This window comes from Sinorhizobium psoraleae (assembly GCF_013283645.1).
Lineage (GTDB): Bacteria > Pseudomonadota > Alphaproteobacteria > Rhizobiales > Rhizobiaceae > Sinorhizobium > Sinorhizobium psoraleae.
In genome coordinates this window covers 39,787-51,863 of the sequence record NZ_JABEKV010000005.1, presented here as the reverse complement: position 1 = coordinate 51,863, position 12,077 = coordinate 39,787, and the positions used below count along the sequence as shown (strand labels likewise).

The 12,077-nt window shown below is 61.3% G+C and carries 10 protein-coding genes and 1 pseudogene; 4 read left to right on the top strand and 7 right to left on the bottom strand.

Annotation, left to right across the window (positions count from 1 at the left end; all coding sequences use genetic code 11):
- Positions 1-3 precede the first annotated feature (3 nt).
- The 3 genes from ILFOPFJJ_RS25735 to ILFOPFJJ_RS25725 all read right to left on the bottom strand — a co-directional run bounded on the left by ILFOPFJJ_RS25735 (position 4) and on the right by ILFOPFJJ_RS25725 (position 2,808).
- On the bottom strand, positions 4-732 hold the full coding sequence (locus ILFOPFJJ_RS25735; protein ID WP_173513401.1) for an ABC transporter ATP-binding protein: 729 nt from the start codon (positions 730-732) through the stop codon (positions 4-6).
- Positions 732-1,478 (bottom strand): ABC transporter ATP-binding protein, encoded by a 747-nt coding sequence (locus ILFOPFJJ_RS25730; RefSeq protein ID WP_173513400.1) that lies wholly within the window; start codon positions 1,476-1,478, stop codon positions 732-734. Before ILFOPFJJ_RS25730 ends, ILFOPFJJ_RS25735 begins: the two co-directional genes overlap by 1 nt.
- A gap of 73 nt (positions 1,479-1,551) precedes the next feature.
- A complete protein-coding gene (locus ILFOPFJJ_RS25725; RefSeq protein ID WP_246299784.1) occupies positions 1,552-2,808 on the bottom strand; it encodes an amino acid ABC transporter substrate-binding protein in 1,257 nt (418 codons plus the stop codon).
- A 323-nt stretch (positions 2,809-3,131) separates the two neighbouring features.
- Between ILFOPFJJ_RS25725 and ILFOPFJJ_RS25720 the strand changes: the two genes are divergently transcribed.
- Positions 3,132-4,193 carry a LacI family DNA-binding transcriptional regulator gene (locus tag ILFOPFJJ_RS25720; RefSeq protein WP_173513398.1) on the top strand — a complete coding sequence of 354 codons (1,062 nt, stop codon included), beginning with the start codon at positions 3,132-3,134 and terminating at the stop codon, positions 4,191-4,193.
- A gap of 20 nt (positions 4,194-4,213) precedes the next feature.
- On the opposite strand, the gene ILFOPFJJ_RS25715 is transcribed toward ILFOPFJJ_RS25720, so the two are convergent.
- Both ILFOPFJJ_RS25715 and ILFOPFJJ_RS25710 read right to left on the bottom strand, forming a co-directional pair.
- The gene (locus tag ILFOPFJJ_RS25715; protein ID WP_173513397.1) at positions 4,214-5,614 is read right to left on the bottom strand and encodes a 4Fe-4S binding protein; all 1,401 of its coding nucleotides are present in this window, start codon (positions 5,612-5,614) and stop codon (positions 4,214-4,216) included.
- A 298-nt stretch (positions 5,615-5,912) separates the two neighbouring features.
- Positions 5,913-6,461 carry an iron transporter gene (locus ILFOPFJJ_RS25710; protein WP_173513396.1) on the bottom strand — a complete coding sequence of 183 codons (549 nt, stop codon included), beginning with the start codon at positions 6,459-6,461 and terminating at the stop codon, positions 5,913-5,915.
- A 317-nt stretch (positions 6,462-6,778) separates the two neighbouring features.
- Here ILFOPFJJ_RS25710 and ILFOPFJJ_RS25705 point away from each other — a divergent pair, with 317 nt between their 5' ends.
- Both ILFOPFJJ_RS25705 and ILFOPFJJ_RS25700 read left to right on the top strand, forming a co-directional pair.
- Positions 6,779-7,813: a glycoside hydrolase family 25 protein gene (locus ILFOPFJJ_RS25705; protein WP_173513395.1), complete on the top strand. Its 1,035-nt coding sequence runs from the start codon at positions 6,779-6,781 to the stop codon at positions 7,811-7,813.
- Between the two features lie 368 nt (positions 7,814-8,181).
- A complete protein-coding gene (locus ILFOPFJJ_RS25700) occupies positions 8,182-8,571 on the top strand; it encodes a hypothetical protein (protein ID WP_246299782.1) in 390 nt (129 codons plus the stop codon).
- A 76-nt stretch (positions 8,572-8,647) separates the two neighbouring features.
- Here the strand turns inward: ILFOPFJJ_RS25700 and ILFOPFJJ_RS25695 are convergent, their stop codons facing one another.
- A complete protein-coding gene (locus tag ILFOPFJJ_RS25695; protein WP_173513394.1) occupies positions 8,648-9,421 on the bottom strand; it encodes an endonuclease/exonuclease/phosphatase family protein in 774 nt (257 codons plus the stop codon).
- Between the two features lie 84 nt (positions 9,422-9,505).
- On the opposite strand from ILFOPFJJ_RS25695, the gene ILFOPFJJ_RS25690 reads away from it, so the two are divergent.
- Positions 9,506-10,444: a lysylphosphatidylglycerol synthase domain-containing protein gene (locus ILFOPFJJ_RS25690; RefSeq protein ID WP_173513393.1), complete on the top strand. Its 939-nt coding sequence runs from the start codon at positions 9,506-9,508 to the stop codon at positions 10,442-10,444.
- Here ILFOPFJJ_RS25690 and ILFOPFJJ_RS25685 read toward each other — a convergent pair.
- A pseudogene (locus ILFOPFJJ_RS25685) lies at positions 10,342-11,989 on the bottom strand (phospholipase D-like domain-containing protein). The gene ILFOPFJJ_RS25690 and the pseudogene ILFOPFJJ_RS25685 overlap by 103 nt on opposite strands.
- Between the last annotated feature and the right edge of the window lie 88 nt (positions 11,990-12,077).

The window sequence follows — 12,077 nt, the reverse complement described above, 5'->3', positions numbered from 1 at the left end:
CCTTCAGGCGGCCTTCTTGCCGCCAAGGTAGAGTTCCTGGATGCGCGGATCGGCGAGCACGTCGGCGGCCGGCCCTTCGAACAGCGTCCGGCCCAGATCGAGTACGACGCCCCAATCGGAATTCTTGAGGCCCATAAGCGCGTTCTGTTCGACCAGAAGAACCGTCACGCCTTCGGCCGACATCATCTTCATGATGTCGAACATCTCCTGGATCACTTTCGGCGCGAGCCCGAGCGACGGCTCGTCGAGCATGACGATTGCCGGTTTGATGATGAGCGTGCGGGCCATGGCGAGCGTCTGCTGCTGGCCGCCCGACATCGTCCCGGCATGCTGGTCTGCGCGCTCGCGCAGGATGGGAAAGCGCTCGAGGATTTCGCCGATCCGACGCTCGAGCTCCCTTTGGTCATCGAGGATGAAGCCGCCCATGCGCAGGTTTTCGCGCACGGTCATCTTGGGAAACAGCGCCCGCTCCTGGGGCACGAAGCAGACGCCCTCGCGCAGAATCTGGTCAGGACGCATGCCATTGAGGCGCTTGCCCTTGAAAACCACATCGCCCTTGCGGATCGTCAGCATGCCGCAGATGGACTTGAGCAGCGTGGACTTGCCTGCGCCATTCGGCCCGATGATGCAATGGACCTTGCCGGGCTCGACGGTAAGATGCGCGCCATCGAGGATCGCCGGTCCGTCGCCATAGCCCGCCGTGATGTCGGTCACTTGAAGCAGCTCGGTCATCAGGCAGCCTCCTCTTCGAGAACACCGCCGAGATAGGCATCGAGCACGTGCGGGTCCTTGCGCACCACCTCCGGCGGGCCCTCGCAGATCACGCGGCCCTGCGCCATGACCACCACCTTGTGGGAGAGCCGCATGATCAGGTCCATGTTGTGCTCAACGATAAGAACCGTGAGGCCCTTCTCGTTGAGCGCGCGGATGTGGCCGATGATCTCTTCCATCAAGGAGGGGTTTACGCCGCCGGCCGGCTCGTCGAGCAGGATGATCTTCGGATCCGACATCAAAAGTGCCGCCAGATCCATCAGCTTCTTCTGGCCGTAGGAGAGATTGTGGCCGTCTTCGTAGGCGATGCGGGTGATGCCGAGGAAGTCGAGGATCGTCATCGCCTTGTCCTTCTCTTCCGCGCTCATGGCCGGTCGCAGCAGGCCGCGGATGCCATCGACCCGCGACTGCACGATGACGTTCTCGATGACCGTCATGTCCGAGAGGTTGCGGGAGATCTGGAAGGTGCGGCTGAGGCCCTTTGATGTGATCTTGTGCGGCCGCAATTGATCGATCCGCACGCCGTCGAGCCAGACCTCGCCGGATGTCGGCGTGACCGTGCGGCTGATACAGTTGAAGGCTGTCGTCTTGCCGGCACCGTTCGGTCCGATCAGGGCTGTGATCGAGCCCCTTTCAACGGTGAATGTCGCACCGTCGACGGCCTTGATGCCCCCATAATGCTTGCAAAGATTCTTCACTTCGAGCATAGGCCCGACCTCCATTTCCTCGAGACGATTTCTTGCCGTCCGGATGCGGGTTCTTGGCCACATCCGGACACGCTTAGAAGCCAGCCTTGGGATAGCTGAATGGAACGACGCCTTCGAACTCGCCGGTCGGATAGACAAAGTTCAGCTTGCCATCCTGCCACTGCGTCATGATGTGCGACTTGTCCTTGGCGAGGCCGCGCTCATCCCACGAGAAACGGCCAAGTACAGTGCGAACCGGTTCCTCCTTCGTGCGCGCATGCAGCCACTCGCCCATCTTGGCGTTGTCCGTGGTGCCGGCGCCGCTGATCGCCTGCTCGATCCCCTGGCAGACGGCGAATGGGATGGCGCTGTCTTCATCCGGCTCCACGCCGTATTCCGCCTCGAAGGTCTTGACGAAATCGGCATTGCTGAAGGGCTTGCCGGCAAGAGTGCTTTCGAAAGGCACGTCCTTATGCCAGGTGGTGTGGATCATCACGCCATTGGCCGCATTCTCACCAACACCCTCGATAAATTCCGTCTGTGCGCCCTGGCTCAGATAGACGAGCTTCGGCGTCGCGCCGACGGTTTTCAGGCTGCGAGTGAGTTGAACCGCCTCTTCCGCCGACGCGGTAAGGCCTATGATCATCTCGGCGCCGGAGCGCTTGATCGAATTGGCGAGGTTCAGCCAGTCGTTGAAACCTTCCTCCGGCCATTTCTCCTGCATGACAACCTCGATGCCGGCGTCTGCGAGATAGCCGGGTGCGAGATCGGCAATCTCCTTGTCGGTTGCCGGGTCCTTGACCTTCTCGCCAAGCAGGCCCGCCGCAATTGCATTGGCGAAGAAGTCGTCGGCCGAAACGATTGCCGCGGTCTTCGGGCCTTGGCCAGCAGCGATGAGGTCCTTGATCACGGCGACTACGTCCCTGCCGGTGTATTCCGCCGCGCTGACCTGGAAATAGAAAAGGTTCCGATATCCCTGCTCGTAGATGCGCAAGGCGCCGCCGGAGGGAACGGCGTGAACCATGTTGTATTTGGAAAGAATGCTGCCGACCGGAAAGGTCAGCCGACTGGAGAAGGTGCCATAAACGGCATCGACCTTGTCGACATTGATGAAACGCTCATACTGGTTGATTGCGGTCGCCGGGTCCGAGCGGTTGTCGCTGACCACAAGTTCGACCTGACGGCCAAGAATGCCCCCCGCTTCGTTGATCAGCTTGGTGCAGAGTTCATATCCGCGCTTGTGCTTCTCGCCACTGACCGACAGGCCACCGGTAATCGGCAAGGACGCGCCGATTTTCAGCGTTTGCGCTTGCGCAGCCGTCGCAAGAGCCAGGGCGGTCGTTACCGCCAAAAACCTTCCGAGAGTTCTTCGAGTTCTTCCAAGTCTCACTGATGCTCCTCCTTCTCCATCACGAAACTGCACGCAATCGATTGCACGCGTCGCCAAAAAGAAAGCCGGCAACACACGGCTCATTCCTCTGCGGGAACTCCTCTCTCCCGCGAGACCGCCGATGTGGCCCGCCACCCGAGATTGCGTCACTCAAGGCAATCCGCGTGCAAACGATTGCGCAGAAGGGGTAACATGACGTTTATCAAGCGTCAAGGAAGATTGTGCAATCGATTGCTTATTCGTCGCCTCCTTGTAGAATGGCGTCCCATGTCGGGGCCCAGGAAATGCTGAAAAAAAGAATTACCCTCAAGGATATAGCACGCGAGACGGGTGTCCATGTCTCGACCGTTTCGCGGGCGCTCGATCCGGTCGAGCGCAAGAACATCACGGAAGAGGTCGTCAAACGCATCCAGGCGGCCGCGGACGCACTCGGTTATCGGCCGAACAGGATCGCGGCGGGTCTCAGGACCAACCGGACGATGAGCGTCGGGGTGATGATCCCCGATATCACCAATCTCATTTTCCCACCGATCCTGCGCGGCATAGAAAGCGTGCTCGAGCCGCTCGGTTACGCCTCGATCATCGTCAATACCGACAGCGACAGGGACCGGGAGGCCCGCCTGCTGGATGTTCTGCGCGATCGCGGCGTCGATGGCATTATCCATGCGGCGGTCCTGCGAAGCGACCCTTCGATCGCCAAGGCGGCGCAGGACGGGCTTCCGGTCGTTACCCTCAACCGCAAGGTGGAGTTTTCCGACATACCCTATGTCATCAATGACGAGGACGCCGGCATCTGCCAGATGCTGCGGCATCTCCGCGAACTCGGCCATGAGCGGATCGCACATATCGCCGGCCCCCAGGATCTTTCGACCGGACAGTTGCGCCTCGCCGCGTTCCGAAAGGCCGCGGATGATCTTGCGGCCGCCATCGATGAGGACCTGATCGTCACCGCCACCCGTTTCGACGAACAGGAGGGCCGCCGCTGCCTGACCGCCTTGGTTTCTTCGGGCGAGGTCTTCACCGCAGTGCTTTGCGCCAACGACCGTCTCGCACTCGGGGCGATCGAGGCACTGCGCGAACGCGGCATCGATTGTCCTCGCCAGGTTTCCGTCACCGGCTTCAACGACATGCCGCTTCTGGAACTCATCCGCCCCAAGCTCACGACCGTCAGGATCCAGCAGCACGGCGCCGGGCGTGCGGCCGCAAACATCCTGCTGCGGTTGATGAATGCCGATGCGCCGAACGTCGATATCGAAACCGTGCTGCCGGTCGAGCTTGTCGTGCGCGAGAGCACGGCACCGGTCGTTGGCGGCGACACACGGCAAAGTGCGGCCCGCTCGAATTGATGCGTGCCGATGGCGGCCGGCTACCAACCCCAGAAAAACAGGAACCAGCCCGTGTTGGCGGTCGCGATGGCGAGGCCGATGCTGGCAAGCGCCATCAGGCGTCGGCCTTTACCCCTGCAATAGAGGCCGGTGACGTGCCAGAACAGGGCGCCGGACCAGCCGCTCGCAACGATGAGCATGGCCACGCGCGCGTAGTCGATCCAAGGCAGATCGATTCCGTCCATGCGAAGCTGCGTGACCGAGAATGCGGATAGCCCGAGAAAGACGCCGGCGGCTGCAATCGGGATGAGCGTCTGCGCCAGGTGATGAAATCGTCCGGGATTCCAGCGGCCGAGGCACAGCGTCGCGATCGAGAGCAGCAATGTGATCGCGAGCCCGGCGGCGAGCGCCGTCGTGAGCACGTAGAAAACGAGGGTCGCCCCGTCGAGGAGCGTCAGCACATCGTTTCTTTCGGGGTAATTCGTGAGCACCCACCAGGGCGGGGAAATCTCCAGCGGCCACAGCACGTTGCTTTCGACAAGCCTTTCGGCAGTCCATTGTTTCGTCGCATTGAACCATGGGCTCCCGGTCCAATGAAAGGCGCCGACGGCGACCCCCATCAGTCCGAAGACGATCAGCACCGTTTCCCACGGCTTCGGATGTTCCCCCGCCACATGCACGATTTCATGAGAGGGCGAACGGTGGGCGAGCCGGATCGCCCCGCGGAATCCGCTGCACCGACCGCACATATGGCAGTCGCTCGCGCCGCGCATCGTCTTCAGCGGCACCAGCGGCGCACAGTTCACCACGCCTGGGTTCAGCCCGACACGTTGGCTCTGCTGCCAGACCTCCTGATCGACGCGGAAATGAAGCGGCGCGAGTTTGGCGAGCAGGCCGAAGACTCCGCCGGCGGGGCAGAGATAGCGGCACCACACGCGCTTTTCCTTGCCATAGAGATAACCCACCACAGCCGCCGCCAGCGTCGAGCCGCCGAGTACCAGCAGCGCGGGTTTCGGATATTGATAAACGCTGACCATCTGGCCGTAGAGCGTCGTGCCGGCAAAGGCGATTGTCGGCCAGCCGTTCCACTTGACCCAGCGCGGTATGCCGCCTGCGCGTCCATGTCGGCTGCTGAATTCAGAAATCGCCCCTTCCGGGCAAAGGAGCCCGCACCACACGCGACCGACGAGCGCTGTCGCAAGCAGCACCATCGGCCACCATATGCCCCAGAACGCAAATTGCGCGAAGCGGGTGAAATCGTCCCAGACATGCGCCGCGTTGCCCGGCATAGGCAGAAGCACCGGCACGACGAGCAGCGCCGCATAGACAAGAACGACGCTCCATTGAACCCAACGGATTTGCCGCTGGCGTTCTGCCAGCCAGTCACCGATCCGCTGCCAGACATCTTGCTGCGGCCGCAACAGGAAGACGGGCGTGGTCATACGACGTTCCACGGATTCGCCCGGTTTGTCCGCAGCAGCGGTCTGGCGCCCGAGCGACAGGCTCGATAAAGCGCAACCGATAGTGGCGTTCGGTGGCTAACCAAGCCGGGTGTTTCTCCGACAGTAAAGCGGCTGTAGGCCGAGTAGGCGCGCAGAAATGGCGCCATGGTTCCTCCTGGTGTCGTTATGGCGGGCTGCGGAAAGGCCGCGCGGCGATGCGTATGCGCGCGGCCTCCCCAGCTACCGGGGCAGCGGCTACCGTCAAGATCGGTCGCCCCGTTCGCACAGCAGGACAGGCTTAGTAACCGCCCTTTTTCCCCACGCCGGCATAGGTGAATTCATAGTCGACGGAAAATCCCTCGGGCCATGGAGCGACCCCGGTCTCCTTGTCGACGTGGCGTCCGAAATGGGCGGTCTCGTCGTGCGATTGCGAGTGGATGGTCAGTTCAAGTCTGTATTTGCCCGGCCCCATGAGCTTGACGTTGTCGCCGTAATGGGGTCCGTCGCTCGCCACCATCGGCATGAATGAACCTGCCGTTTCCTCGCCACCGTCGACTTTGGTCAACCGGTACTCGACGTGCAGATTGGGCAACCAGTCCCCTTCCGCAAAACCGTTCCCGTTGTCCGCCGCAGCGTGAATATCGGCCTCAAGATGGATATCGGCCTCCACCGCCGGCATCATCATGCCGGGAGGCTCCATTTCGATCGGCTGCAGGTAAACGGCAGCGATCTCCATTCCGTGGCGAAGCAACGGTTCGCCGATCCGATATTCCGCCGCGGACGACAACGAGACGCCCGCAAGCAGGAGGCCGATCGATGCAAGCGGGAACAATCTGAGGCATTGCATTCGCTGTTTTCCTTCCGGGGAACGAGCCAGTCGGCGTTATACTTCCCTCACCTTTTATGCACCCAATGTTCGAAGATCATTGCGCTGGAGCAAACAACTCATGCTCGAAACGGCTTTCACGCGACCGTTGAGCAAGGCGGCCTGTCGCGCAGTATTCCACCAGATCGGGGCGATCCGTTCCCTCGCTCGAGAAGAACAAAATCCAACGTCGGCAAAGATCGGATTCAGTCTTTTTTGGTAATTTTCCGTTAGCAATTCCCATCAGTGGGGTCGACGGCGCTTTCCGCTGTCGGCGATAGTCTTGCGTACGGGTCCCTATGCGTCTTTCAGCTGTGCCAGTCGTTCTCCTTGCCGGCCTCGTTTTGTCGGGCTGCGGGTTCAGTTCCAATCGGGATAGGGTTGCCGCTCAGCAACCGTCGCAGGAGACGACAAGCTCCGTTGCCCGGTCGCCCAGTCCCATGCCTGCCGCGAATGTCGGCACGGCCGCTTCGCAAGCGGCCCCGCCACAGGAAATGCTGGCGTGGGCTGGTCCCGCTCCGCAGCCGCAGGCATTCGTGCCGGTGGCCAGAACAGCTGGCATGCCCGTTCCTTCGGAACGACCGATCGCCCTGCTCACCCCGGAAAACCCGGCAGCCGGCGCGGCACCACGGACACGCGCGCAGATCTACGGTCACCGCTTCCGCGATGCCAAGCCCATCAATTTCGGCAGAAGCTCGCCGAGGAAACTTGCGGTGCACGGCGTCGACGTTTCCCGCTGGCAGGGCGACATAAACTGGGCGAAGTTGCGGACACAGGGGGCGAACTTCGCCTATATCAAGGCGACCGACGGCGGCGACCATCTCGATCCGATGTTCAAGAAGAACTGGCGCAGGGCCAAGGAAGCCGGGCTGAAACGCGGCGCCTACCACTTCTTCTACTGGTGCCGGACCGCCGGCGAACAGGCCGACTGGTTCATCCGCAACGTGCCGCGAGAAGCAGGCGCCCTGCCGCCGGTCATCGACGTCGAGTGGAACGGTGAATCGAGCTGCAAAAGACGCCCCTCGCGCGAGCGGGTGCTCGAAAAGATGCAGGTCTTCATGGACAAACTGGAAAGACACTATGGCCAGCGCCCGATCATCTACACCGCGCCGGATTTCTATCGCGACAATTTGAAGGGCGCGTTCCCGAACCATCCTTTCTGGCTGCGTTCGGTGGCCGCCCACCCCTCCAAGGTCTATCCGGGACGGAAATGGCTCTTCTGGCAATATTCCGGCTCCGGCCTCTCGCACGGCGTCGACGGCAGGATCGACCTCAACGTGTTCCACGGCAGCGAGGATGAATGGCATAGCTGGGTCGCCACGCGGTCCAGCTAAACCGGCCCGCGACGAACTGATGGTAGCAGTTCGACCGGCACCGACGATCGATCCTCGGTTCCGCAAATCGGGCGACGAACGGAGTCGGCCCAAAGCGACTGCGGTTTCCCTCCAGCGTTCGAACGCTGCGACGTCCACATGCGGCCCGGCCCGTATACACCGGGGATCATGAGACCCTGCACCATCGACGTAGGTTGATGCGGATCAACGATCGAACGAACCGGCGGGCCTAATTTTCTTTCGAAATGCCGAGCGTTTCACCTTAAACTCATGGCTCTATCCCTTCTGCGCTTTTGGCAATGCGGCTGACCGATCGAGAAGCCGTCTTGCCGACCGAATGACGAGCCTGTGAACGAGGAGTCGTGTCGATGCCAAATATGATCGCAAGCCCTACGACGACCTTTCCATCGCCAAGCTGGCCGACGATGGCCGATGGTGCAAAATACCTTCTCTCGATGGGACGCCTCCAGGCGGAGGCATTGAGGATGACGCTGCGTTATCAGGTCGAGTTGCTGGCTTTCCTGAAGAACCGAAGCGAACAGGATCTGAAACTCATTGATGACCTGTCCTCGCCGGACCATGTGAACGAGGCCTTCGACCTTTGTTGCAGCTTCTGGCAGAATGCGTTTCTCGACTATTCCGACGAAGCGGCACGCATTGCCGAGATCGGCTCTGATGTTGCCGCCGAAACGGCAAAGCAGGTGCGCGAGGAGCAGAAATTGCTCACCAAGGACATGGCCGGGCAACTGGTCATGTGAGCGCGGTCAAGCGCCTGCCATTCGACATTTGATCGCCGAGCTCCGCGGCAATGGTCCAGTTTGCTGCGGCGCGATTTCATGGCGCATTGTCTTCAATCGTCTCGCAGTGTTTCCGTTCGTCGGTTTGAAGATCGACATCCAGCTCTGCGAGGAGCGGAAGATGGTCGGAAGCGACGCGTGCCAAGGCGCTGTTGTGCACGTTGCACGCAGCCACGCCTATTCCTTCGCCAATAAGGACGTGATCTATCCGCAGGAGCGGTAACCGCGAGGGGAAGGTCGGCCGCGGCTTTGCGTTGGTCAGGAGTTGCACGTCCCTGAGCTGTCGGGCCAGCAGCCTGTAGGCAGTGGAACGCGCAGTCGCGTTGAGGTCGCCTGCCAGAAGCACGCGGGAACCTTCCTCCACTGCTCCAAGCCACCCAGGCCCCAAAAGGGTCGTTGCCTGGCGCAGGCGCTCAGAACCGCGAAGCCCGAGATGGGTTACGATGACCTGAAGCTTGACGTCGGCGAGGTCGATTTCCACCCAGAGCGCTCCTCGCGGTTCGCCGGAGGAAGGCAGGGCGGCCGCCTTGACCAGCCGCGTCGGTAGCGCCGTCAGTACGGCATCGCCATATTTTTCGTCCTCCAAATGAAGAGCCGGGTGAAACTGCGCCTCCATCTGCAGATGCGTGGCGATCATGTGAGCCTGATCTATTCCGCCGCTGCGCGCGCGACCGACGTCGACTTCCTGCAAGGCGATGATGTCGGGCCGGCATTCGTTGATCACGGCGGCGATGCGAGCAGGGTCAAGCTTCCGGTCGATACCGAAGCAACTGTGGACGTTATAGGTGAGGAATCGTATCCGCCGTCGCATGATCAGATTTCGAGAGTGGTCCCGCATTCGGGAACACGCGGCACGTGCTTTTCGTTCCGGTGGTTACGCACAGGAACAGGACAGATGTTCAGGAAACTCCTAGTAAGACTATTGATAACCGCCGCCATTGGCCTGGCGAGCTGGCTGATCTACCGCACTCTCAGCCAACAGAGCCTTGATGCGATCGTCAGCTCGATCATGCAGATTCCGGCCGGACATCTGCTGGCGGGCATCGGTTTTGTCTTTCTCTCCTATTTCTGCCTGACGCTCTTCGACGCGCTTGCCATTCGCTATGTCGGGCGCGAGCTTGCCTATCCACAGGTTGCCATCGCCTCGTTCACCAGTCTTTCGATCGGCCACAATGTCGGCGGGGCCGCCTTGAGCAGCGGTGCCATCCGGTATCGGTTCTATTCGCGCTGGGGGCTGAGTGCCGAAGAAGTTGCAAAGGTCATCCTCTTCTGCGGCATCACCGTCGGCCTCGGCCTCGTCACATTGGCCGGCCTCTGCTGTCTGATCATGCCGGGCGGTGCCGCGCGCATCACTGGATTCTCCAGAACCGCCGCACTCCTTCTCGGCACGACCTGCATTGCAGCCACTATCGGCTATGTGGCGCTTGCGCACTTTCTCCGGGCTTCGGTTCGCGTCTTTCGCTGGACCTTCAAGTTGCCCTCGTCTCGGATCGCGGCCTGCCAGGTAATTGTCGGCACGGCGAATTTCCTTTGCGTCAGCGCATGCCTGCATCAGTTGCTGCTCACCTTCGGAGACCCAAGTTTCCTCGACACGGCGACGGCCTATGTCGGTGCGAACGTGGCCGCACTCTTCAGCCATGTTCCAGGGGGTATCGGCGTGCTCGAAGCGACGATTGCGTTTCTGCTCGGCCAGACGGCGAATGTCGGCGCGCTGATCGCCTTCCGGGCTATCTATTTCTTCCTGCCGCTGCCACTTGGCTTGATTTCGCTGTCGATCGCTGAGTTTGGCCGCCAGGATGACGGAAGAAGCCTTGCGAACAAGGCGAAGACCTGACCACCCCAGCGTCTCAGCAGTACATGCAGGCGATAGAACGGCCTGATCGGTCTGCGCGGATCGACGAGCCCGGTGCCCCAGACAAGACTGGTCGCACCGCCGTCGTCGACACCATCGAAGGGACGTATGCCGCGCCGGCGCGCGTTCAGCCTGTCGAAGACGGCCACGAGGGAGCTTGTCTCTCGTAACGTGTCTTCGACCTCACTTGCTTCGACGTCGAGATGTTCTGCCAGAAGTCTGTTGCGGATCCTGGCGAGTGCGGCTCGGTGTTGCTCGCTGGCCGCTTCGACGGCGACGTCGCACTCCGTGTCGAGACTTTCCGAACGATGATTGAGGTTGGACGAACCGACCCGAAGAAATCGGTCGTCGATCGCCACCACCTTGGAATGGATCATCACCTCCTGTTCGGATCCGTCGGCCGTAGGCACCACAGGGTAGCCGACCCGCATCCTGCCGTAACGGTCGGCCTGCTTCAGCAATCGAGTGAGGCGGTCGCGATTTCCACCCATGAAGATGCGTTCCAGGAAACCGTGCGAGCTGTGCGTGGTGATGACCACTATTTCCGGTCCCTCCGGCTCCCGCAGTCGCTCACAAAGCGCGTGGCCTATTTTTCGCGAGGCGAAATATTGGCTCTCGATGTAGATGTGGCGGCGTGCGCTGCGCAAGGCATCAAGTGTAAGCCGCAGCGCCTCTTGCCGCCCTCGTCGTTCGTCGGAGGCAGGCTCGGTGCGGGCGATTGCAACCGGGCAATCCTCCAGGACCGGCGTCGTGCGGGTCGGCCACGCCACAGCCTTCGAACAGGGAGCCTCCACTTCTTCGCCGACGGACGACTTCCAGCGGGCGCGGCAGAGGTCCCCTATCGCGCGGCTTGCCTCACCCTCGAACACGACCTGGATATCGTGCACCGGATCGTAGGGTTTACCGTCCGGATCGCGACGCAGCTTGCTCTCGGCCGCGTGCTCCGGCTGATCCCAGCGCCGGGCAGTAAGGTCGATGCCACCAACGAAGGCGATGCTGTCGTCGATGCAGACGAGCTTCTGGTGATGCGATCCGCGCAGCGCGCGATGGCTCGCAAACCTAAGCTCGATCTGCTGATGCGAAGCCCATTTCTGTTTGCGAAACAGCCGCAGCGACTTTCCCGAATAGATCGGCCCCATTGCCCATACGAGAATGCGGATCTTGAGGTTTGGTCGTTGCGCGGCGAGGCGTTCAAGCATGGTACCGAGCGCCTCGGCATGTGGATCGGCGGGCCGCAATTTGATGCGCGGATCAAAGTCCCATCCGGTGATCCAGATCTGCTCTTCCGCCTGCCCGAGCGTGCGCTCGAGACAGGCATAATAGGCGGCTGCATCGATGAGGAAGGCCAGCCGCCGCGCCGGCGCACTGCGCCAGACATTCTCGTCTTCCTTGATGATCGGTCGGCGTGCCCCACGCCATCTGCCGGCGGGGCTTCCGGTAAACACGCTTTTCCAGACCAATCTTTCCATCCCGGTGCGTGGCGACTGAAAATGAATACTTTTCAAGCGCGATTTGTTCCCCCGGCATTGCCACGGGACAAGGCCTTGCCGGTGGAACATTTCCCTGGGGGCGAGATTAGAAGGGTCCGAACCTTCAACCGAACACCCGCAAAATC

What these genes read in the sequence shown, in the direction of transcription:
- ILFOPFJJ_RS25715 (WP_173513397.1), bottom strand. Translation starts at nt 5,614, where the DNA reads ATGACCACGCCCGTCTTCCTGTTGCGGCCGCAGCAAGATGTCTGGCAG.
- ILFOPFJJ_RS25710 (WP_173513396.1), bottom strand. Translation starts at nt 6,461, where the DNA reads ATGCAATGCCTCAGATTGTTCCCGCTTGCATCGATCGGCCTCCTGCTT.
- ILFOPFJJ_RS25700 (WP_246299782.1), top strand. Translation starts at nt 8,182, where the DNA reads ATGCCAAATATGATCGCAAGCCCTACGACGACCTTTCCATCGCCAAGC.
- ILFOPFJJ_RS25730 (WP_173513400.1), bottom strand. Translation starts at nt 1,478, where the DNA reads ATGCTCGAAGTGAAGAATCTTTGCAAGCATTATGGGGGCATCAAGGCC.
- ILFOPFJJ_RS25695 (WP_173513394.1), bottom strand. Translation starts at nt 9,421, where the DNA reads ATGCGACGGCGGATACGATTCCTCACCTATAACGTCCACAGTTGCTTC.
- ILFOPFJJ_RS25720 (WP_173513398.1), top strand. Translation starts at nt 3,132, where the DNA reads ATGCTGAAAAAAAGAATTACCCTCAAGGATATAGCACGCGAGACGGGT.
- ILFOPFJJ_RS25690 (WP_173513393.1), top strand. Translation starts at nt 9,506, where the DNA reads ATGTTCAGGAAACTCCTAGTAAGACTATTGATAACCGCCGCCATTGGC.
- ILFOPFJJ_RS25705 (WP_173513395.1), top strand. Translation starts at nt 6,779, where the DNA reads ATGCGTCTTTCAGCTGTGCCAGTCGTTCTCCTTGCCGGCCTCGTTTTG.
- ILFOPFJJ_RS25735 (WP_173513401.1), bottom strand. Translation starts at nt 732, where the DNA reads ATGACCGAGCTGCTTCAAGTGACCGACATCACGGCGGGCTATGGCGAC.